Consider the following 19,296-nt stretch of genomic DNA (forward strand, 5'->3'; position numbering starts at 1 on the left):
CTGCTGCTCGTGCCGCTGTCGGCCGCCGGCGCCTCGGCGGCCGGCGCAGTGTCGGCCACCGCCACGGCCGGCGGCGGCGCCGGTTCCGGCGCAGGTTCGGGCGCCGGCTTGCGCTTGCGGGCCGGCTTGGCGGCCGGCGGCAAAGGCTGGACCTCGGCCGCGGGCGGCGTTTCCACATGCTTGGGCAGCGACAGGCGCAATTGAGCCGTCATCAGCGACTGCGGCAGCGGCGACGGCCGGTGCGACTGCGTCGCGAGGCGCTCGCCCACCCAATCGATCGCCAGGTAATGCAGCGCCAGCGTGGCTGCACATAAAACCAGCAGGCGGCGGCGTTGGAATAGATGGGTGCTTAAGCTCATGCCGCTAGTTTAACGTGTTCGGCCCGAGTCCGCGCCCATGCAGAAATGTTGTCAAAATCTTTTGAAGCACGCGCCTTTATCTGCTACGCTGGACGTTATTCCTACAGGAGACTTCCATGGCCCATACGCAAATGCCACACATACCAGGCGCAGCAGTAATGACGGATACGCTGGACTTCGTCAAAAACCTGTGGGGCAGCATGAGCGTGCCCGGCCTGACCGCACCGACGCTGTCGGTCGAAGAGCTGGACAAGAAGATCAGCGACCTGAAAGCCGTCGAGACCTGGCTCAACCTCAACATGAGCATGCTGCGCGGTAGCATCCAGGCGCTGGAAGTGCAGCGCGGCACCATCGCCACGCTCAAGTCAGTCGGCGCCAGCCTGGCGGCGGCGGTCAACCAGCCGCAGAACAAAGACCAAAAATCGATCTTCGACGCCAACCCTTACGCCTCGGCCTTCTTCCACCACGCCCGCGAGGCGGACAAGGACAAAGAAAAGGCCGCGGCGCCAACGCCGGCTCCAGCCCCCGCCCAGGCGGCGGCAGACAAGCCGGAAGCGGCGGCGTCGGACAAGCCGGCCCCCGCGCCGATGGCCAACCCGGCGATCTGGTGGAATATGCTGCAAGATCAATTCAAGCAGGCCGTGTCGACGGCGATGGCGTCCGAATCGATGATGGCCACGGCCGCGGCGCGCGCCACCGATACGGCCGCCAAGTTCGCCGCCGCCACCACGCCGGCTGCCGCCAAGGCCAAGCCGGCGGCAGCTGGCAGCGCCGGCACGCCGGCGGCCGCGACCAAGAAAGCCCCGGCCCGCAAGCGCGCGCCGGCCAAAGCCAAGCCGGCCGCCGTCAAGTCCTGATGGCCTGACGGAGCGCCGCGCCGCTTACGCCAGCCGCTGGATGCGGATGGCGTCTATCAGGCCGTCGGCCTGTCGCTGCACCTTCTCGATATCGATCAGGCCTTCCTCTTCGAGCTGTTTGGCGCTGTCGTGGGCGGTCTGAAAACTGTCCACGGTGTCGCCCTTGGCGGCGACCGGACGGATCCAGGCCACGCTGCCGACTTTCATTTTTGTATAAACTTCTTTTGCGATATCGCGCATATTTTAGTGCCCTTTATTTGCCCTCAATATTGACAGCGTATCAAGGCGCGGACAGGCCGCGCCTCGATTCAGTGTAATCATTTGCTGTCCCGGAAACAAGGCCGCCGCAGGCCCCGTTGTTGCGCCCAGCCGTCACTCATGGGCATCCGCATGCTTGTCCTGTATGGCGCCGTTGGCCGCTTCGTATTCGCTGGCGGCGGCCGCCGCCACCACGCCCGACATCGGCGCCAGCATCGCCAGCTGCTCCATCAGCTGGGCGAAGCGCTGCTGTCCCGGTGCGATGGCGTCGACATGCATCAGCACCTCGATCGCCTCGTCGGCCAGCTCGCGCACATAGCCGGTCTGCTGCAACTGCGAGATCAGGATCTGCGCGGAGTTGAACAGGATGCGCATATTGTGCGGCAGCGCCTTGCGCGCCACCCGCATCCACTCGACCGCCTCGACCAGCTTGCCGGTCTTCCACAGCAGCACGCCCTTGTTCATCATGTCCGCCGCTTCCTGGCGCGAGGCCTTGATCAGCTCCACGCCCTCGTCGGTCATGCGTGCCTTGTCGAAGATCTTCTGCACGTCCTCCAGCAGCGGCAGGTTGTCGTGGTTGTTGCGGGTGACGTAGCACAGCAGCCCCACCGGCGCTTCCTTGACGCCGACCGCGAACAGCAGCGTCGCCATATCGAGACAAGTCTCGGTGTCCGGCCGCTGCTTGGTTTCGTCGGCCAGCATCACTTCCAGCTCGTCGCCGGATTTGCGCGCGCGCCGGTAGTCGCCGGTCTCGTGATACACCAGCCCCTCGGTGATCTTGGCGCGCAGCTCGACCATGTCGCCGCCGAACTGGTGCACCGCCGCGTTCAGCAGGCGTATGGCTTCCTTGGTGTCGTTCTTCTGCGCGCACACGCGCGCCAGGCCGAAGAAGGCGTCCACCGTCTTCATCACCGAGTACTCGCCGATCTCTATGCATTTGCGGAAGGCCTTCTCGGCCACCGCGATCTTGTCCAGCTTGAGCGCGGTCTGGCCCAGCGCACGCTGGCGCGGCACCGAATTGGGCGACAGCTTGGCCGCCTTTTCCAGCACGCCGAAGGCTTCCTCGGTCTTGCCCTGCAACTGGAAGGCCTTGGCCAGCTGGTCGAAGGCGTCGATGTAGAAGCGGTTGTCGGCGATCACCGCCTGGAACATCGCCAGCGCCGCATTGAGCTCGCCGTTGTTCATCAGGATCTTGGCCAGGCCGCAGCGCGCCCAGTTGTAGTCGCGCTCCGCCAGCACCTGTTCGAACACCTTGCGCGCCTGTTCCGGTTCGCCGCTCTTGAGCAGCAGCGTGGCCTTCATGCGCAGCAGGTCGATTTCGTGCAGCGGATTGTGGGCCACCTGCTCGTCGCACAGGCGCGCCGCGCGCAGGTAGTCCTTGTCGGCGAAGGCCTGGTCGATTTCGCGGAAGATCTGCTTCTTGTTCCACACGCGGTTCAGGCGCGTCAGCAGCACGCCCTCGGTGATCGGCTTGATGATGTAGGCGTCCGGCTGGTGCTCGGCCGCGCCCATCACCGACTCCACGCTTTTTTCGGCGGAGACCATCAGCCACACGCTGCTGGGCAGCATCAGGTTGCGGATGCGCGCTTCCTCCAGCACCTGCTGGCCGTTCTTGCCGTCGCCGAGGTTGTAATCGCACAGCACCACGTCGTAGCGGGTCTTCGACAGCAGCACCATGGCCTCGCCGCCGCTGGCCGCCTGGTCGATATGCTTGGCGCCGAGGTTGCGCAGCGATTCGCGCAGCAGCTGGCGGATGCCGACAAAATCGTCGACCAGCAGGTAGCGCTTCTCGGCCCAATCGACAGCACCCTCCGCGACGGCGGTAATCGCTTCGACGCTCATGGCAGTCGCAGGACGAAACAGCCGCCGCCCAGGGTGCCGCCGTTTTCCAGCGCGATGGCGCCGCTGCGTTGGCGGTACTTGTGCATCTTCGCCACTTCGCTGGAGAAGTAGAGACCGAGGCCGCTGCTGTTGTTGAGGAAGTTGACGGCGCTGCGCTGGCTGTTCATGGCGCTGGCGCCGGCCTCCAGCAGCGACGGCGGGAAGCCGGCGCCGTTGTCCTCGACGCGCAGCTCGAGGTAGTCGCCGTCCACGCGCACCGCCAGGCGCAGGCGGTCGCCCGTGTAGCGGATGGCGTTGTTGATGGCGTGGACCAGCACCCCGATGATCAGGTCTTCATCCATGGTCCAGATGGCGTCCTGCGGGAAGTCCAGGTCGAGCGTGATGCCGCGCGACTGCAGCAGCGTGCGCGCCTGCCCCGCCACCTGCTCGACCAACTCGCTGATGCGGCAGGCCGCCGGATCGAACGGATAGCCAGGCTTGCCGACGTCCTTGTACAAGGCGAGCAGCTGGATCAGGTTGTCGTTGAGGCGTTTGGTCTGGTACAGCATTTGGCCCAGCTGTTCGTAGCCCGGCTGCTCAGGAGAGGCGGGCGTCGTCGCCAGCAGGTTCTCCAGCGTGCCATTGAGGACGCCGATCGAATTCTTCATGTCGTGCACAGTCGACGCCAGGAACATGAACAGCTCCGGCGATCCTTCGTAGTGCTGCGCATCTTCTTCATCCATCGTTCGGTTCTCCATGGACGGCGCCAGGCGCGAATGGGATTGTTATCAGTGCTGCATTATAGCCTGTGGATATAGCGGCGCCCAAGCAAGGATGGCGCCGCGCGGCACGGCGTTTGCGCGAACGCAACGGGGACAGGACCACGGCTACTGGCTGCGGCGGCGCTGTTTGAGCAGAAAACGGCCGGGATCGAGCGCATCGACCAGCACCGCTTCCAGCGGCGGCGGCGCGTTTTCCAGCTGCGACACCAGCAGTTCCGCCATCAGCGGCGCCCAGATCAAGCCGCGCGAGGCGTAGCCCAGCAGGCCATGCAGGCCGGGATGGCGCGGCACGTCGCGCAGCCGTTCCAGCCGGCCGGCGGACGGGTAGTCGGGCAGCGCGCCCGCCAGCGGCAGGCGGTCCGGCGCCGCGCAGCGGAAGCCGACCCGGCCCGCCAGCGGCGCGCTGGCGGCCAGGGCGGCGACGCTTTCACCCGGCACGATCTCGGCGAGGCGGGTCAGATTTTCCAGCTGGCTGGAAGCGCGCAGTTCGGTGTCGTCGTCGTTGTCGTAGGTGGCGCCGGCGCAGACGATGCCGTTGGCCGGCGGCGTGACGTAGGCCTCGCGGCAGACCACCAGCGGCAGCAGGGGCGGCGATGGCGCGCGGTCGTCATGCGCGTCGCGGGCGTCGTGTGCGGCACGGGCGTTGTGTGCGGCACGGGCGTCGTGCGCCGGATCGGGCACCGTCAGGTGCGTGACCTGCCCGCGCAAGCGCGACAGCGGCAGCTCGGCCGCCTGCGCGATGTTGATGGCGCTGGCGCCGTTGGCCAGCACCACCGTCGGCGCCTGCGCGATCAGCGTGCCGTCGCTGGCGCGCACCTGCCATTCGCCGTCCACGCGTCGCAGGTCGAGCGCCTCGGCCGCGAACACGCGCTGCAAGCGTTCGCCGCAGGCATCGAGCATGGCCTCGCACAGCGATGCGGGACGCACCCAGCCGCCCAGTTCAAACAGCCAGCCGCCGTGCGGCGTGGCGCCGCCCAGCAGTTCGCCGGCGGCGCCGGCCTCCAGCCAGCGCACGTACTCCGGCGGATAATCCCATGCCGCCACCACGTCCTGCTGCACCGTCGCATGGTCGGCGTCGCGCGCCAGTTGCAGCACGCCGCAGCTGGCCCCTTCAAATGCCTGGCCGACGCCGCCGAGCCGGCGCCACTCGCGCAGCGCGAAGGTGTAGGCGGCGCGGCTCAGGCGCGTGGGGATGTTGTCGTCCCTGGACAGCAGCGGCATGAAGATGCCGGCCAGGTTGCCGGACGCTTCCTGCGCCGGTGTCGCGTGGCGTTCGATCAGCGTGACCTGCCAGCCGTTGGCGCACAGGCGATGGCAGGCCGAGGAACCGGCCAGGCCGGCGCCGATCACGATCGCGCGGCGCACCGGGGCCGGTGGCGCTTCCGCTTGCGGCTTGCGGCTCCGGTAGACCGCGCTGAGGTCCTGCGTGCCGTCGACGGCCTGGCAGGCAAAGCCCGCCGCCGTCAATGCCCAGGCCAGCGCTTCATCCGGCGACTGCGCGTTCAGGGTGGCGCCCAGCATCGCCAGCTTCGCCAGGCCGCGCGCCAGCGACGCGGGGAACGAGGCGGCGACATGGAAGGCGTCCACCCGCGCGGCGATCTGCGGCAGCACCGCGTCCAGCGCGCCGACCAGCAGGTCCAGCGTGACGCGGCCGTCGTCGAGCAGGATGCGATGAAAGCCCGGCACATTCAGCGGCCACAGGGCGCGCAGCTGGGCGTCGGCCAACGTGTCGGCCAGCATGTCGACCGATGGCACTTGCGGCGTCACCGCCAGGTAGTGCAGCACGCCCTGCGGCGGCAGCGCGCGCCATTCGGCCATGAAGCGCTCGCCGCGGCCGAACTCCGTGCCGAGCACCACCCGCCGCGTCATCGCTTGCGCGCCCGGCAGAAGCAATCCGGCGCATGGTCGTTCACCATGCCGATGCCCTGCATGTAGGCGTAGATGATGGTCGAGCCGACGAATTTGAATCCCAACTTGGCCAGGTCCTTGGAGATGCGGTCCGACAGTTCGGTCTTGGCCGGACGCGGCCCCTCGGCGGCGGCCAGCGGCTTGCCGCCGACGTAGGCCCACAGCCACTGGTCCAGCGTGACGCCGCTGGCGCGCAGGCGCAGGTAGGCCTGGGCATTGGTGATCGCCGCCGCCACCTTCAGGCGGTTGCGCACGATGCCGGCGTCGGCCAGCAGCGCCGCCACCTTGTCGGCGTCGTAGGCGGCGATCTTTTCGGCGTCCCACTGGTCGAAGGCGGCGCGGTAGTTCTCGCGCTTGTTGAGTATCGTCTCCCAGCTCAGGCCCGCCTGCGCACCCTCCAGGTTCAGCATCTCGAACAAACGGCGCTCGTCGTGGCAAGGCACGCCCCATTCCTTGTCGTGGTATTCAAGGTAGAGGGGATTGGCCGGATTGGCCCAGCTGCAGCGCGTCTTGGTCATGGCTCGGAGGGATAGCGGAGAAGACAGCAGTATAGCAAGCGGCGGGGTATGATATAGGCCCCTTTCTATCGACGGAGCATCGCATGCAATTCGAAGCAAAGATTGAATGGACGCGCAACGGGCAGGATTTCCTGGGGCAGCGCTACAGCCGCGCCCACGCATGGCAATTCGACGGCGGCGCCACCGTGCCCGCCTCGTCGTCGCCGCTGTCGGTGCCGCTGCCGATGTCGGACGCCGCCGCCGTCGATCCGGAGGAGGCGCTGGTGGCCGCCGCGTCCAGCTGCCATATGCTGTTCTTCCTGTCGATCGCCGCCAAGCGCGGCCACACGGTCGACAGCTATCGCGACCACGCCGTCGGCGAGTTGGGCAAGAACGCTGCGGGGAAGATGGCGATGACGCGCATCGCGTTGCGGCCGGCGATCGTCTTCGCCGGCACGGCGCCGCCGGGCGCCGAGGAGCTGGAAGCGATCCACCACGAAGCGCACGACAAGTGCTACATCGCCAATACGCTCAATTGCGAAGTGGTGGTCGAAGCGGCCTAGGTTTCCAGGTCGCTGGAGAGGCCGACGCGGCGTCGTTCGCCGCCCAGCACCAGCGGTCCGGTCAGGTTGCTGACCAGCCGCACCTCGCCGTCCTCCACCGCCTGATCCAGATGCTGCATCAGGCGCGGGAAGATGCCGTCCGGCCGCGTGGCCGCGGTGCCGTACAGCGCCGCCCAGGCATTGCGGCCGGAACGCTTGGCGACATACAAACCCTGGTCGGCCAGCTCCACCACCTGCGACCATGACAGCAAGCGCGGTTGCTGCGGCAGGAAGGGGAAGCAGGCAAAGCCGATCGAACAAGTCTTGGACAACAACACGCCGTCCGGCAGCACGAATGCGCGGTCGGCCACGGCGCGGCGCATGCGCTCGGCCACCGCGTGCGCCTCGTCGCGATGCGTGGCGCGCGCCAGCACCAGGAATTCCTCGCCGCCCCAGCGGATCACATAGTCCGATTCGCGGAACACCTCGCGCAGGCGCTCCTGCATCTGCACCAGGATGGAATCGCCGGCCGCGTGGCCGTAGCGGTCGTTGACTTCCTTGAAGTGGTCCAGGTCGACCATGAAGAACACCAGATCGTTGGGAGCAATCAGGTCGCACTCGGTCAGCTCGCGATGCTGGCCGGCGTCGTAGCCGCGCAGGCTCAGGGCCACATCGGCGTCGACGTTTTGCAGGAAGAAGCGGCGGTTGCGCAGGCCGGTCAGCTGGTCGGTCAGGCTGACCTCCTCCAGCGCCTTGTAGGCCTGCTCCAGTTCCAGGTTCTTTTCCAGCAGCTGCTCCTGCGTCGCGCTCAGCGTCTTCAGGGTGGCCGCCACCTGGCGGTAGGCGCTGGCGTTGTCGAGCGCGATGGCGCCGTAGGCGCACAAGGTGCGGAAGATCAGCCGTTCGCGCTCGCCGTAGGCCGACGCCAGCAGCGACTGCACCGTCATCGCGCCCAGCACGCGCTCGCCCACCCGCAGCGGCGCGAAGATCAGGCTCAGGGTCGGCAGCGTGCCGGGGATCAGGTTGGGCGTGACATCGGCCTCGCCCAGTTCCACCAGGATCTCGCGCCGCTCGCGCACGCAGCGCGCCGAGTTGGCGTTCGGGTCCGACAGCGGCATCCGCACCGGCGGCACCGGCTTGCCGGCTTCCACGCCGAAGGCGCAGGCCAGCCATTCGTCGCCCGGCTCCAGCAGGAACACCGAGAAATGGGTGGCGTCGAGCAGGCCGTGCACGTGGCGGTCCAGCGCGCGGAACACCGCCGCCGCATCCAGGTGGGCGGTGATCTCCTGGCCGATGGCGCTCAGGTGCTCCAGCGTGGCGCTGGTCTGTTGCAGCACTTCGGCGCGCTGCGCCTCGGCCGCTGCCAGCTGGCGGTGATGCTCGCCTTCGGTCTGCGCGCGTTCGGTCTGGTACTGCACCTGCATCGCGATGGCGCGGTTGGTGGCCTGCTGGCTGTGGGTCTGGTCGCGCGCTGCGCTGGCCTGCAAGGAGATCGCGTAGGCGCGCGCGTGGTCGCCGATGGCCGCGTACTCGCGCGCGGTGGCGTCGAGCAGCGCGCCGGGCACCGTGTAGCCTTCGATGGTGGCGGCGATCTCCAGCGCCAGCTGCAGGTAATGCAGCACCGGATTGGCGGCCTGCATGTCGGCCGGCGGCGGCAACCGGTGGCGCGCGTGGATGTCGGCCAGCACATTGAGCGCGGCGATCTGGCTGGAGGCGTCGGCATGTTCGCGCGCCAGCGTCAGCGCGCCTTGCGCGGCGGCCAGCGCTTCCTCGGTGCGCCCCAGGTGCGACAGCGCGTGCGCCCGGCCGCGCCGCGCGCTGCTCTGGAAATCGGTCTGGCCCAGCGCGTCGCCGCGCGAGGCCAGGCGGGTGAAGCTGTCCAGCGCCGCCGCGTGGTTGCCCAGGTCCAGCGCCAGGTCGCCCTGGTATTCCAGCGCCACCGCGTAGGCGCGCGAACCGGCCAGCGGCGCCAGCGTGTTCAGGGCTTCGCGCAGCAGCGTTTGCGCGGCCTCGCGCTGGCCCAGCTGGCGCAGGGTTTCCGCCGTCTGCATCAGGCACATGCCGATGCTCAGCGGCCAGCCGGTGGGACGCGCCAGGTCCAGGCCGCGCTGCATCCAATCCAGCGCCGCCTCGTGCGCGTTCAGGCTGGTGAAGCCGTTGCCGATGTTGGTGGCGACGATGATGGCGCGCCGTATCTGCCCGGTCGCCAGCGCGGTTTCGTAGCTGAGCATGAGGTGGCCGATGGCGCGGCCGTAGTCGCTGCGCTGGAAGGCGCAGGTGCCGAAGAAGTCGCTGATCCAGCCGGCCGCCACCGGCGCGACGTCGGCCAGGTCGGTGCCGAAGCGTCCGCTCCAGCGCTGCTGCGCGGCCTTCCAGTCGCTGAAGGTGTCGCAGATGCCGGAGGCGGCGTCGATCACGTCGATGCGCACCGGGTCGCCGCCGGCGCGGGCGGCCAGCGCGGCCTGTTCCAGCCAGCGGTCGCCGGCGCCGCTGTCGCCGCGGTCATTGGCGACCCAGGCCAGCACCCAGCAGGCGTCGGCGCGCACGCGGTTGACCCTGGCAGGCGGGGCGGACGCCAGTTCCAGCTGCCGCAAGGCTTGTTCGGCCTGGTACTGGGCGGTATCGAGCTGGCCGTTCAGCCATTCCGCTTCGGCGCCGATCAGCAGCAGGCGGGCGCGCCGCAAGGCCGCCTCCGCTTCCGGCAGCATGGCCAGCAGCGGGGCGATCTCGGCGGACAGGGTTTGCGCGCGCAGCGGATCGCGCTGGCGCAGGTGCCAGGCGATCGTCATCAACAGCGGCAGGCGTGACGAACCGTGCGCTTCAGACAACTCCGCCTGCCAGCGCGCCAGCTCTTCATCGAGCGCAAACATATTCACCAAATAACTTCCTTTTACTGTGTGCCACCCGCTCCCGGTCGAAGCGGCAGGCGCCATTGCCTCAACGCATGTATGCGCTGTGACAGCATTATTCCACAGTTTACGGACCGCCCCGCCGGCCCTTGATAAGTCCCTGAAATCAAAGAGATTTTAGTTCCTTATGGAAATTATTTGACGCGGGCCTCAGTGTTTGGCCGGCGCGTTTTTGTCGCCCGTCATGGCTTGCACGGTTTGCAAGTGCTGGTCCACGGTCGGCTGCAGCTTCGCGGCCAGCGCCTTGACGTCGGCATCGCTGGCCTTTTTCTGGGCGTTCACGACAAACTTGTGCGCTTCATTGTGGTCGTGCACGCCGGCGTTGCTCAGGTAAGCCCGGTCGAAGGCCTCGCCGCTCAGGCTGTTCAGGCGTTCGGCCATTTTGCGGTGTTTGGCGTCCGGCTCGGTCGGCAACGTGACATTTTTGCTGCGCGCCACATCCTGCACCGCCTGCAAGCCCTTGGTGTGGTCGTCCACCATCTGCTGGGCGAAATTCTTCACTTCCGGCTTGCTCGCCTTTTCCAGCGCGATCTTGCCGGCCGCCACTTCCGCCATATTGGCCTGCGCCAGTTCTTCCAGGATGTGCTGATCGCCCTTGCTCAGATTTTGCGCGTAGGATGGCGACATGGCCGCAAACGCCAGGCCGGCGACAATGATGATTTTCTTCATGTTGTATCTCCCGTATTCAACGATCGGAGAATTTATTTTACGGTCAAGGGAATAATCCGGCCGTACCTTACGTATACGCACACAACGACGGTTCGCGCCGCCGTTCCACCCACTCGTCAAGGACCTTGCCATGAATACTGTCGCCCGCCTGTCTTCCCTCTTCGCCGCCCTGCTGCTGGCCGGCGCCGCCCATGCCGATACCGTCGCCAGGAAAGACGGCATCCTGGTCAATTCGGCCGGCATGACCGTCTACACCTTCGACAAGGACGCCGCCGGCAGCGGCACCAGCGCCTGCAACGGCCCGTGCAGCGAGAACTGGCCGGCCGTGGCGCCGGCCGCCAGCGTCGCCGCGCCGTATTCCACCATCACCCGCGAGGACGGCGCCAAGCAGCTGGCCTACAACGGCAAGCCGCTGTACCTGTTCAAGAAGGACACCAAGCCGGGCGACCGCAACGGCGACAACTTCAAGGACATCTGGCACGTGGTCAAGGACTAAGCACTGCCCATGCAAGACGAGCGCGACCGCCTGATCGCCTGCATCCCGCGCCTGCGCCGCTACGCGCGGGCGCTGCTGGGCGGACGCGCCGACGCCGACGACCTGGTGCAGGACACCGTCGAACGCGGCTGGGACAAGCTGGCCAGCTGGCGGCGCGGCAGCGACATGCGCGCCTGGCTGTTCGGCATCATGCACAATCTGCATGTGGACCAGCAGCGCCGGCCCGCGCTGGACACCGAGCCGCTCGACGACGAGCTGCCGCCGGCATCGGCCGACACCAGCAGCGACGGCCTGGCGCTGCGCGATATGGACCAGGCCCTGCAACAACTGCCGCCGGAACAGCGCGCCGTGCTGCTGATGGTGGCGCTGGAAGACATGCGCTACGACGAAGTGGCGGCCGCCCTCGATATCCCGCTGGGCACGGTGATGTCGCGCCTGTCCCGCGCCCGGGAAAGGCTGCGCCTGATCCTGCAAGGCCAGCCCGTGCCTGCCCCGTTAAAGGTCATCAAATGAATAGCCCCGTTACCGAAGCCGAACTGCAAGCCTGGGTCGACGGCCGCCTGCCGCCCGAACGGCGCGGCGCGGTCGACGCCCATCTGGCGCTGCATCCGGCCGAAGCGGCGCGGCTGCAAGCCTACCGCGACCACGACGCGGCGCTGCGCACGCTGTACCAGCCGCTGCTGGAACAGCCGGTGCCGCCGGCCATCCGCGCCCGCCTGATCGTGCCCGCGCAGAGTCACGGCTGGCGCGATTGGCTGGCCCCGCAAGCCGGGCCCGGCCACCCTTGGCCGCCGGCGCTGCGCGCGGCCGCCATGCTGGCGTTGACGGTCTGCGCCGGCGCCGCCGGCTGGCTGCTGCACGGCGCGGCCGACCAAGCGGCCGGCCGCCTGGCCGACGCCGACACCGGCGGCGCCGCCAGCCTGGCCGCGCTGCCACGCCGCGCCGCGCTGGCGCACGTGGTCTACACGCCGGAAGTGCGGCATCCGGTCGAAGTGGGCGCCGACCAGCAGGCCCACCTGGTGGCCTGGCTGTCGAAGCGGCTGGGGGCGCAACTGAAGCCGCCGCAACTGGCGGCGCAGGGCTATGCGCTGGAGGGGGGAAGGCTGCTGCCCGGCCAGAGCGGACCGGTGGCGCAATTCATGTACCGCGACGCCAGCGGCGCGCGCCTGACCTTGTACGTCTCGACCGAACAAGGCCACCACAAGGAAACCGGCTTCCGCTTTGCGCAGGAAGGCCAGGTCAGCGTGTTTTACTGGATAGACGGGCGCTTCGGCTATGCCCTGTCCGGCAACCTGGACAAGGCGGCGCTGGCCACCGTGGCCAACGCCGTCTACGCCCAGCTGGAACCGGCTTTGTGATCTCGTCAGGCGTGCTTGCTGATCTCGATCAGGCGCGATCGCATCAGATCGCTGGCGGCGGGGCCAGGCGCGAACATATAGTCCTCGTCGTTGATGGCCAGGCCGCTGTTGGCGTCGACCAGCACCTGATCGGCCGGCTTGCCGGTCTCGCGGCTGACCACCAGCAGGCTCGCTCCCTCCGGCGCCAGGTGGTCGTTGCCCCAGGCGATGAAGGCCAGCAGCACCGGCTTGAAGGCGCGGCCGGACTTGGTCAGCACGTACTCATAGCGCGGCGGACGCGCGCTGTACTGGCGGCGCTCCATCAAGCCGCCCTCGACCAGCCCGGCCAGGCGGCGGGTCAGCATGTTCGGGGCGATTTTCAGGCTTTTTTCAAATTCGTCGAAACGCGACAGACCGTAGAACGCATCACGCAGGATCAGGATACTCCACCACTCCCCGACTTTGCCCAGACTACGGGCGATGGGGCAAGGCATACGGCCAAAATCGGTATGTTTCATTTTTGACTCCTCGGTTCCAGGGGGTTAGCACATCACAGCGATTTCATTATTATCTATCCAAGAAACATGCGCTTTTGCTACAGGAGGCCACGGTTTTGATTGCGTAGAAATCTATTAAAAATATTTTGCGGATAGGCATAATTTGCAACAGTCATGCAAGCCGGGGGCGGAAAACGGGTGCGCAGGCTAAATCTGGAAAATAAATCCAAAACATAGGCATAATAGCTACTGGCGCGCTAAAACGTTATCAATCAGGTATCGAAGGTGGACCATGACTGCCAGCGACACACAACCCAGCATCCTGATCGTGGACGACTCCGCGTTCGAGCAGCGCATGCTGGTCGATCTGCTGAGCGAGCTGCCGTATAAAGTCTCGGTGGCCGTCAACGGCCTGCAAGGCTACCAGCTGGCGCTGGCCCAGCATCCCGACCTGATCCTGCTCGACGTGCGCATGCCCAATATGGACGGCTACACCGCCTGCCGCCTGCTCAAGGCCAATCCCGTCACCGAAGACATCCCCATCATTTTCCTCAGCGGCGCCGACGCCGACGAGGAACGCATCATGGGCCTGTCGATCGGCGGCGTCGATTTCGTCGCCAAGCCGTTTTCGCCGGGCGAGCTGGCGGCGCGCATCCAGGTGCACCTGAAGCTGGCCCGCCGCGCCAGCCGGCCGAGCGCGGCGGAGGCGCCCGGCGAGCCCCAGGAAGCGCACGAGGCCGATCCGGACGCCGTCATCGTCAACGCCGCCAAGCGCCTGATCGCCGACAACCTGTCCTCGCTGCCCGGCCTGGCCGACATCGCCCGCAGCGTCGGCACCTACCGCGAAAAACTGTCGCATGTGTTCCGCGAGCAGACCGGCATGACGGTGTTCGCCTTCATCCGCGAAACCCGCATCCGGCGCGGCGAGGAATTGCTCAAGGACACAGATATCGACGTCCAGGACATCGCGCTGATGATCGGCTTTAACAACGCCGGCAACTTCGCCACCGCCTTCCGCGAACGCCTGGGCGTCACCCCGAGCGCCTTCCGCCAGTCGATCCAGCATAAAAAAACGCCGCACGGCTGAAGCCGGCGGCGTTGTCCTGGGGCGCGGGGCCGTCAGCGCAGGCGGAACACCGCCACCACGCCGGCCAGGTTGGCGGCCTGCTCCTGCAGCGAACCGGCCGCCGCCGCCGCCTGCTCGACCAGCGCGGCGTTCTGCTGCGTCACCTCGTCCATCTGCACGATGGCCTTGTTGACTTCCTCGATGCCGGTGCTCTGCTCGCCGCTGGCGGCGGAAATCTCGGCCACCACGTCGCTGACGCGGCGCACGCTGGCCACCACCTGCTCCATCGTGCTGCCGGCCTGCTGCACCAGCGCCGTGCCCTTGTCCACCTGCTGCACCGAATCGTCGATCAAGCCCTTGATTTCCTTGGCCGCCGCCGCCGAGCGCTGGGCCAGGTTGCGCACCTCGGACGCCACCACCGCGAAACCGCGGCCCTGCTCGCCGGCGCGCGCCGCCTCCACCGCCGCGTTCAGCGCCAGGATGTTGGTCTGGAAGGCGATGCCGTCGATCACCGAAATGATGTCGACGATCTTGCGCGACGAGGCGCTGATCGAGTCCATGGTGGCGATCACCTCGCCCACCACCTTGCCGCCGTCGGCCGCGGTGCCGGAGGCCGACTGCGCCAGCTGGTTGGCCTGGCGCGCGTTGTCGGCGTTCTGCCTGACGGTCGAGGTCAGCTCCTCCATCGCCGACGCGGTTTGCTCCAGCGAGCTGGCCTGGCCCTCGGTGCGGGCCGACAGGTCCAGGTTGCCGCTGGCGATTTCCGCCGAGGCGGTGGCGATGGTGTCGGTGCCGCCGCGCACCTCGCCCACCACCCGCAGCAGGCTGTCGTTCATGGCCTTGAGCGAATGCATCAGCTGGCCCGTTTCATCGTTGCTGTTGCTGGCGATGTGGCCGGTCAGGTCGCCGTCGGCCACGCGGCGGGCGATGCCCACCGCCTCCTGCAGCGGCCCGGCGACGATGCGCGCCACCGCCGTCGCCAGCACCATGCTGACCACGATCAGCAAGGCCAGCGTGCCGAGGATCATCTTGCGCGACATCGAATACGTGTCGGTGGCCGACTTGTCGGCCGCGGCGCTGCCGTCGTCGTTGATCTTGACCAGGGCGTCGAGCTGCTCGTTGACCTGGCGGAACAGCTTGTTGGAGCCGCCGCGGAACAGCGCGCGCGCTTCATCCTTATTGCCGCCGCGCGACAAGCCCGCCAGCTTGCCGCTGGTGGCCAGATAGTCGTCCAGCGATTTCTGCAGCTCGGCGTAGATGCGCTTCTCTTCCGGCTCGGACACCAGCGCCGCGTACGAGGCTTGCTGTTTGCGCAAAGTTTCCAGCCGCGTCGCCATCGACTTGTCGGTGGCGCTCATCTCGGCTTCCTCGGTCAGCAGGATATGCGTGGCTTCGGAGATGCGGTAGCGCGACAGCGAGGCCTGCATCTGCCCCAGGTAGCGCACCGCCGGCATCCAGTTGGTGGCGATGTCGGTCGACGACTGGTTCACCTTGGCCAGCTGGCTCAACGAGAACAGGCCCAGGCAGCACGTCAGGGCGATCACGACACCGAACGCGACGATCAGCTTTTTGCCGATTCTTAAGTCGTAAAACCATTGCATGGCATCTCCTCTTGTAATTCCTTATGGAAATATCATGATAGAACGGGTGACCGCGAAAGTCACCCTTTCATTGCACGCCGGTCCAGCTCTGGCGCTATCGGTGCCGACGCTGCCGGGGGCGACGACCAGGCCCCGGGTTGTGCTTGTATATGCCGACAGAATCTACAGCGCGGCCATCTTGCGCTGCCAGAAGAACCAGGACACCAGCGCGTTGATCCAGTACGCCGCGTACAGCAAGGCGGTCAGGTGCAGGCCGCGGCTGGCGTACAGCGGCACCGAGATGGTGTTGACCAGCAGCCAGAACGGCCAGGTGTCGAGACGCCGCCCCATCAGCAGCAACTGCGCCACGATGCTGAACATCAGCACCGCCGAATCGATGAAGGGCGCGTAGGCGTTGGTATAGGCTTGCAGCATCAGGCCATAGGCGGCGGTGGCGGCGATGCCGAGGCCGACCATCCAGCCCAGCGCCGCCGGCCGGACGCGGCTGATCGGCAGCGCGCCGCCGCTGTCGCCGCGCAGCCAGCGCAGCCAGCCGATGAAACAGGTGACGATGAAGAACAGTTGCAGCGCGACGTCGGCGTACAGCTTGACGCTGTAGAACAGCGCGGCAAACATCGCGCAGCCGACCACGCCCAGCCACCACGAATGCACGTTGTTGCGTCCGGCCAGGACGATGGAGACCGTCATGACGACGTTGGCGGCGATTTCCAGGGGAGCGGTCAACAGGAGTTCCAATCCAGCATACAGTTTCGATCGCGGCGGGCCGCTACTGCTCCAACTGTAACACGGCTTGCAGCACGGCGATCTCGATCGGCTTGACCAGGTGGAGCGCGAAACCGGCCTCCTTGCTGCGCGCCTTGTCGCCCTCCTGGCCGTAGCCGGACAGCGCCAGCAGCTTCAGCTGCGCGCCGCCGGCCAGCCGGCGCAGATGGCCGGCCAGCTCGTAGCCGTCCATGCCGGGCAGGCCGATATCGAGGATGGCCACCTGCGGCATGGCGCCGGCGGCGGCGGCGATGGCCTCGACCGGATCGTAGGCCGCGACGGCGCTGTAGCCCAGCACGCCCAGCAGCTCGACCAGCGCATCGGCGGCGTCGCGGTTGTCGTCCACCACCAGCACGCTGGCGCCGCTGGCGGCGGCCTCCGGCGGTGCGGCCGGGGCAGCGGCAGGCTCAGGCGCGCCCTCGGCCAGCCCAACCGGCAGCGTGATGGTGAACGTGCTGCCGCAGCCCTCGCCGGCGCTGGCTGCGCTGACCTCGCCGCCGTGCATCTGCACCAGGTTGCGCACCAGCGCCAGCCCGACGCCCAGCCCGCCCTTGGCGCGGTCCAGCTGGCGGTTGCCCTGCACGAACAGGTCGAAGATATGCGGCAGCAAGTCCGGCACGATGCCGCAGCCGTCGTCCTTGACCTGGATCTGGATGGTCTGCTGCTGCAGCCGCGTGCTCAGCGTGATGTGGCCGCCGGCCGGCGTGTAGCGCGCCGCGTTGTTGAGCAGGTTGGACACCACCTGCGCCAGCCGCGCCGGATCGCCGTGCCAGCGCATGCTCGACACCTCGACCAGCAGGCGGTGGCGCTTTTGCTCCAGCAGCGGGCTGGCCATGTCGATCGCCTTGTAGAGCACGTCCGACAGCTGCACGGTTTCCTTGCGCAGCTCGACCTTGCCGCTGGCGATGCGCGAGACGTCGAGCAGGTCGTCGACCAGCCGCACCAGGTGGTCGACCTGGCGCTGGATCACGGCCTGCTCGTGGCCGGTGTCGGCGCCGCGCAGCTTCATCAGCTTGAGCGCGGTGACGATGGGCGCCAGCGGATTGCGCAGCTCATGCCCCAGCATGGCCAGGAATTCATCCTTGATGCGCGCCGACAGGTTGAGGTCGACGTTCAGGCGTTCGCTTTCGGCCATCGCCAGCGCCAGCGCGCGGTCGCTCTCGATCCGGCTCAGCGTGGCGCACACGGCGGCGGTGATCTGCTCCAGGAACTGGCGGTAGGGCTGGTCCAGCGGCAGCCGCGGCGACACCTGGAACACCAGCGTCAGGTCGTCGCACAGTTGCAGCTCGGCGCCGTGGATGACCACCACGCCGGCCTCGGCATCGGCGGCTTGCGCCGCCGCGCCGCGCCGCAGGGTGGCGCCGAGCAGGTCGCCCGGATTGCCGGCCACGCAGTCGGCCAGCGCGCCTTGCACCTGCGCTTCGTCACGGCAGTTCAGCAGGCTGCGCGCCAGCAGGTCCAGCGCGTGGCGGCGCCGTTCGGCCAGCACCTGGGCGGTGGTCTCGGTGCACACCACCAGCACGCCGCCCACCTGGTCGGCCTCGTCGAACACCGGGGTGTAGGTATAGCTCCAGTAGACGTCCTCGATGCGGCCGTTGCGCCAGATCGGCACCAGGTTGTCGGCATACCACCGCGGCTCGCCGCCATTGCGCACGCTGTCGATCTGCGGGCCGATGATGGACCAGGTTTCCGGCCAGCAATCTCGCCCGGCCTGCCCCAGCGCGGCCGGATGCTTGCCCTCGCCAAAGCAAGGCAGGTAGGCGTCGTTGTAGATCTGCACCAGTTGTTCGCCCCACCACAGGAACATCGGATGCACCGAGTGCATCACCAGGCCGGCCGCGGTGCGCAGCGAGGCCGGCCACTCCGCGACCGGCCCCAGCGGGGTGTGCTCCCATGCGTGGCGCCGCACCATGTCGCGCATGGTCGTTCCGGCGCCGATAAAGCGCCAGACGGGTTCGCACATGACGGTGGACAAGGCGGAGGAGGATTGCGCCGGCATAAGGGTTCCAGAGGCATAAAGCCAAAGTGTAGCAACTGTGCCATACAGGGGCGCACAATAGCGCAACGTTGCCAGAATTGCTTGCAGGCACGGCGATGTCCTTGACATTCCCGCTACATCTGGCAAATTGTAGCCATCAGAGAAGAAAGGGTTGCGCCATGCAAGCGGGTTGCGTCGGTTACGTCATGGCGTTCATGGTCGCGTCCGCGTTGCCGGCGCTGGCGGCGCCGTGCCAGATGAAAATGGCGCTGGAGCAATGGCCGCCCTATGTGTATTCCAAGCCCGACGGCCCGCCGTCCGGGCTGGACCTGGAGCTGGCGCAGGCGATCTTCAAGGAGGCCGGCTGCGCGCTGCAACTGCTGCCCGAGCTGCCGACCGCGCGCCGCCAGCGCCAGTTCGAGCTGGGCGGGCTGGACCTGCTGCTGGCCGCCTCCGACACCGCCGAACGGCGCAAGTACGCGCGCTTCAGCCTGGCCTACCGCTTTGAATCGGTGAGCATCTTCACCCGCGCCGCCAACCTGCCGCGCTACCAGAACGTGCGCAGCGTCGACGCGCTGGCCGGGAAAAAAGTGGCGCTGCTGGCGCCCAAGGTGGGCTGGTACGGCGCCGCCTATGCGCGCGTGCAGCCGCAGTTGCAGCAGGCCGGCCAGCTGAGCACCTTCCTCAACTTCGCGCAAGGCCTGCGCATGCTGGACGCCGGACGCGCCGACCTGATCCTCGGCGACACCGCCGCCCTGCGGCACGAAGCCAAAGAACAGGGCATCGTCATCGCGCCGCTGCCGTTCATCGTGCTGCGGGCGCCGGTGCATCTGATGCTCAACAAAAACAGCACCACCCAGGCCGATCTCGACCTGCTCAACGCCGCCATCCAGCGGCTGGAGAAGCAAGGCGTGCTGGCGGAAATCCGCGGCCGCTACGGCGTATCGTAGCCATCCC

General features: G+C 67.4%; 18 protein-coding genes and 1 pseudogene. 7 read left to right on the forward strand and 12 right to left on the reverse strand.

The window, feature by feature from the left end:
* A pseudogene (locus RUGAMON1_RS26425) lies at positions 1-359 on the reverse strand (DUF3108 domain-containing protein); the annotation flags it as partial.
* A 158-nt stretch (positions 360-517) separates the two neighbouring features.
* On the opposite strand from RUGAMON1_RS26425, the gene RUGAMON1_RS26430 reads away from it, so the two are divergent.
* Positions 518-1,216 (forward strand): PhaM family polyhydroxyalkanoate granule multifunctional regulatory protein, encoded by a 699-nt coding sequence (locus RUGAMON1_RS26430; protein ID WP_445233331.1) that lies wholly within the window; start codon positions 518-520, stop codon positions 1,214-1,216.
* 24 nt (positions 1,217-1,240) lie between these two features.
* Here RUGAMON1_RS26430 and RUGAMON1_RS26435 read toward each other — a convergent pair whose 3' ends face one another.
* The 5 genes from RUGAMON1_RS26435 to RUGAMON1_RS26455 all read right to left on the reverse strand — a co-directional run bounded on the left by RUGAMON1_RS26435 (position 1,241) and on the right by RUGAMON1_RS26455 (position 6,503).
* Complete coding sequence (locus RUGAMON1_RS26435) at positions 1,241-1,423, reverse strand: hypothetical protein (RefSeq protein ID WP_229224756.1); 183 nt, start codon at positions 1,421-1,423, stop codon at positions 1,241-1,243.
* 165 nt (positions 1,424-1,588) lie between these two features.
* Entirely contained in the window at positions 1,589-3,316 is a 1,728-nt protein-coding gene (locus tag RUGAMON1_RS26440; RefSeq protein WP_445233332.1) for a tetratricopeptide repeat protein, read from the reverse strand.
* Positions 3,313-4,038 (reverse strand): sensor histidine kinase, encoded by a 726-nt coding sequence (locus tag RUGAMON1_RS26445; RefSeq protein WP_445233333.1) that lies wholly within the window; start codon positions 4,036-4,038, stop codon positions 3,313-3,315. Before RUGAMON1_RS26445 ends, RUGAMON1_RS26440 begins: the two co-directional genes overlap by 4 nt.
* 144 nt (positions 4,039-4,182) lie before the next feature.
* Positions 4,183-5,946: an FAD-dependent 5-carboxymethylaminomethyl-2-thiouridine(34) oxidoreductase MnmC1 gene (mnmC1, locus tag RUGAMON1_RS26450; RefSeq protein WP_445233468.1), complete on the reverse strand. Its 1,764-nt coding sequence runs from the start codon at positions 5,944-5,946 to the stop codon at positions 4,183-4,185.
* Positions 5,943-6,503: a DNA-3-methyladenine glycosylase I gene (locus RUGAMON1_RS26455; protein ID WP_445233334.1), complete on the reverse strand. Its 561-nt coding sequence runs from the start codon at positions 6,501-6,503 to the stop codon at positions 5,943-5,945. Before RUGAMON1_RS26455 ends, mnmC1 begins: the two co-directional genes overlap by 4 nt.
* Before the next feature lie 83 nt (positions 6,504-6,586).
* Between RUGAMON1_RS26455 and RUGAMON1_RS26460 the strand changes: the two genes are divergently transcribed.
* Positions 6,587-7,045: an OsmC family protein gene (locus RUGAMON1_RS26460; protein WP_445233335.1), complete on the forward strand. Its 459-nt coding sequence runs from the start codon at positions 6,587-6,589 to the stop codon at positions 7,043-7,045.
* On the opposite strand, the gene RUGAMON1_RS26465 is transcribed toward RUGAMON1_RS26460, so the two are convergent.
* Positions 7,042-9,894: a diguanylate cyclase gene (locus tag RUGAMON1_RS26465; RefSeq protein WP_445233469.1), complete on the reverse strand. Its 2,853-nt coding sequence runs from the start codon at positions 9,892-9,894 to the stop codon at positions 7,042-7,044. The genes RUGAMON1_RS26460 and RUGAMON1_RS26465 overlap by 4 nt on opposite strands.
* 189 nt (positions 9,895-10,083) lie before the next feature.
* Positions 10,084-10,602, reverse strand: a complete 519-nt coding sequence (locus tag RUGAMON1_RS26470; RefSeq protein WP_445233336.1) for a DUF4142 domain-containing protein — start codon at positions 10,600-10,602, stop codon at positions 10,084-10,086.
* Between the two features lie 130 nt (positions 10,603-10,732).
* On the opposite strand from RUGAMON1_RS26470, the gene RUGAMON1_RS26475 reads away from it, so the two are divergent.
* Genes RUGAMON1_RS26475 through RUGAMON1_RS26485 form a run of 3 tightly spaced genes read left to right on the forward strand, consistent with a single transcriptional unit; the run spans position 10,733 to position 12,456 of the window.
* Positions 10,733-11,098, forward strand: coding sequence for a COG4315 family predicted lipoprotein (locus tag RUGAMON1_RS26475; RefSeq protein WP_445233337.1), 366 nt, complete (start codon positions 10,733-10,735; stop codon positions 11,096-11,098).
* Positions 11,099-11,107: 9 nt separating this feature from the next.
* On the forward strand, positions 11,108-11,611 hold the full coding sequence (locus RUGAMON1_RS26480) for an RNA polymerase sigma factor (protein WP_445233338.1): 504 nt from the start codon (positions 11,108-11,110) through the stop codon (positions 11,609-11,611).
* Complete coding sequence (locus tag RUGAMON1_RS26485) at positions 11,608-12,456, forward strand: anti-sigma factor family protein (protein WP_445233339.1); 849 nt, start codon at positions 11,608-11,610, stop codon at positions 12,454-12,456. Before RUGAMON1_RS26480 ends, RUGAMON1_RS26485 begins: the two co-directional genes overlap by 4 nt.
* 5 nt (positions 12,457-12,461) lie before the next feature.
* On the opposite strand, the gene RUGAMON1_RS26490 is transcribed toward RUGAMON1_RS26485, so the two are convergent.
* Positions 12,462-12,953 carry a winged helix-turn-helix transcriptional regulator gene (locus RUGAMON1_RS26490; RefSeq protein WP_116992689.1) on the reverse strand — a complete coding sequence of 164 codons (492 nt, stop codon included), beginning with the start codon at positions 12,951-12,953 and terminating at the stop codon, positions 12,462-12,464.
* Positions 12,954-13,224: 271 nt separating this feature from the next.
* On the opposite strand from RUGAMON1_RS26490, the gene RUGAMON1_RS26495 reads away from it, so the two are divergent.
* Positions 13,225-14,019: a response regulator transcription factor gene (locus tag RUGAMON1_RS26495; RefSeq protein WP_445233340.1), complete on the forward strand. Its 795-nt coding sequence runs from the start codon at positions 13,225-13,227 to the stop codon at positions 14,017-14,019.
* 32 nt (positions 14,020-14,051) lie between these two features.
* Here the strand turns inward: RUGAMON1_RS26495 and RUGAMON1_RS26500 are convergent, their stop codons facing one another.
* The 3 genes from RUGAMON1_RS26500 to RUGAMON1_RS26510 all read right to left on the reverse strand — a co-directional run bounded on the left by RUGAMON1_RS26500 (position 14,052) and on the right by RUGAMON1_RS26510 (position 18,360).
* A complete protein-coding gene (locus tag RUGAMON1_RS26500; protein ID WP_445233341.1) occupies positions 14,052-15,599 on the reverse strand; it encodes a methyl-accepting chemotaxis protein in 1,548 nt (515 codons plus the stop codon).
* A 162-nt stretch (positions 15,600-15,761) separates the two neighbouring features.
* Entirely contained in the window at positions 15,762-16,322 is a 561-nt protein-coding gene (gene pnuC / locus RUGAMON1_RS26505) for a nicotinamide riboside transporter PnuC (RefSeq protein ID WP_445233342.1), read from the reverse strand.
* A gap of 43 nt (positions 16,323-16,365) precedes the next feature.
* Complete coding sequence (locus tag RUGAMON1_RS26510; protein WP_445233343.1) at positions 16,366-18,360, reverse strand: hybrid sensor histidine kinase/response regulator; 1,995 nt, start codon at positions 18,358-18,360, stop codon at positions 16,366-16,368.
* Positions 18,361-18,518: 158 nt separating this feature from the next.
* Between RUGAMON1_RS26510 and RUGAMON1_RS26515 the strand changes: the two genes are divergently transcribed.
* Positions 18,519-19,289 carry a substrate-binding periplasmic protein gene (locus RUGAMON1_RS26515; RefSeq protein ID WP_445233344.1) on the forward strand — a complete coding sequence of 257 codons (771 nt, stop codon included), beginning with the start codon at positions 18,519-18,521 and terminating at the stop codon, positions 19,287-19,289.
* The last annotated feature ends 7 nt before the right edge of the window (positions 19,290-19,296 follow it).

It is taken from the genome of Duganella rhizosphaerae, assembly GCF_040364205.1.
In the GTDB taxonomy this organism is placed as follows: domain Bacteria; phylum Pseudomonadota; class Gammaproteobacteria; order Burkholderiales; family Burkholderiaceae_D; genus Rugamonas; species Rugamonas rhizosphaerae.

Excerpts from the sequence above, each read along its gene's own strand:
- RUGAMON1_RS26430 (WP_445233331.1), top strand. The coding sequence starts at position 518 with ATGACGGATACGCTGGACTTCGTCAAAAACCTGTGGGGCAGCATGAGC.
- RUGAMON1_RS26485 (WP_445233339.1), top strand. The coding sequence starts at position 11,608 with ATGAATAGCCCCGTTACCGAAGCCGAACTGCAAGCCTGGGTCGACGGC.
- RUGAMON1_RS26480 (WP_445233338.1), top strand. The coding sequence starts at position 11,108 with ATGCAAGACGAGCGCGACCGCCTGATCGCCTGCATCCCGCGCCTGCGC.
- RUGAMON1_RS26475 (WP_445233337.1), top strand. The coding sequence starts at position 10,733 with ATGAATACTGTCGCCCGCCTGTCTTCCCTCTTCGCCGCCCTGCTGCTG.
- RUGAMON1_RS26495 (WP_445233340.1), top strand. The coding sequence starts at position 13,225 with ATGACTGCCAGCGACACACAACCCAGCATCCTGATCGTGGACGACTCC.
- RUGAMON1_RS26510 (WP_445233343.1), bottom strand. The coding sequence starts at position 18,360 with ATGCCGGCGCAATCCTCCTCCGCCTTGTCCACCGTCATGTGCGAACCC.
- RUGAMON1_RS26470 (WP_445233336.1), bottom strand. The coding sequence starts at position 10,602 with ATGAAGAAAATCATCATTGTCGCCGGCCTGGCGTTTGCGGCCATGTCG.
- RUGAMON1_RS26440 (WP_445233332.1), bottom strand. The coding sequence starts at position 3,316 with ATGAGCGTCGAAGCGATTACCGCCGTCGCGGAGGGTGCTGTCGATTGG.
- RUGAMON1_RS26515 (WP_445233344.1), top strand. The coding sequence starts at position 18,519 with ATGCAAGCGGGTTGCGTCGGTTACGTCATGGCGTTCATGGTCGCGTCC.
- RUGAMON1_RS26490 (WP_116992689.1), bottom strand. The coding sequence starts at position 12,953 with ATGAAACATACCGATTTTGGCCGTATGCCTTGCCCCATCGCCCGTAGT.
- RUGAMON1_RS26435 (WP_229224756.1), bottom strand. The coding sequence starts at position 1,423 with ATGAAAGTCGGCAGCGTGGCCTGGATCCGTCCGGTCGCCGCCAAGGGC.
- RUGAMON1_RS26500 (WP_445233341.1), bottom strand. The coding sequence starts at position 15,599 with ATGCAATGGTTTTACGACTTAAGAATCGGCAAAAAGCTGATCGTCGCG.
- RUGAMON1_RS26445 (WP_445233333.1), bottom strand. The coding sequence starts at position 4,038 with ATGGATGAAGAAGATGCGCAGCACTACGAAGGATCGCCGGAGCTGTTC.
- RUGAMON1_RS26455 (WP_445233334.1), bottom strand. The coding sequence starts at position 6,503 with ATGACCAAGACGCGCTGCAGCTGGGCCAATCCGGCCAATCCCCTCTAC.
- RUGAMON1_RS26460 (WP_445233335.1), top strand. The coding sequence starts at position 6,587 with ATGCAATTCGAAGCAAAGATTGAATGGACGCGCAACGGGCAGGATTTC.
- mnmC1 (WP_445233468.1), bottom strand. The coding sequence starts at position 5,946 with ATGACGCGGCGGGTGGTGCTCGGCACGGAGTTCGGCCGCGGCGAGCGC.
- RUGAMON1_RS26465 (WP_445233469.1), bottom strand. The coding sequence starts at position 9,894 with ATGTTTGCGCTCGATGAAGAGCTGGCGCGCTGGCAGGCGGAGTTGTCT.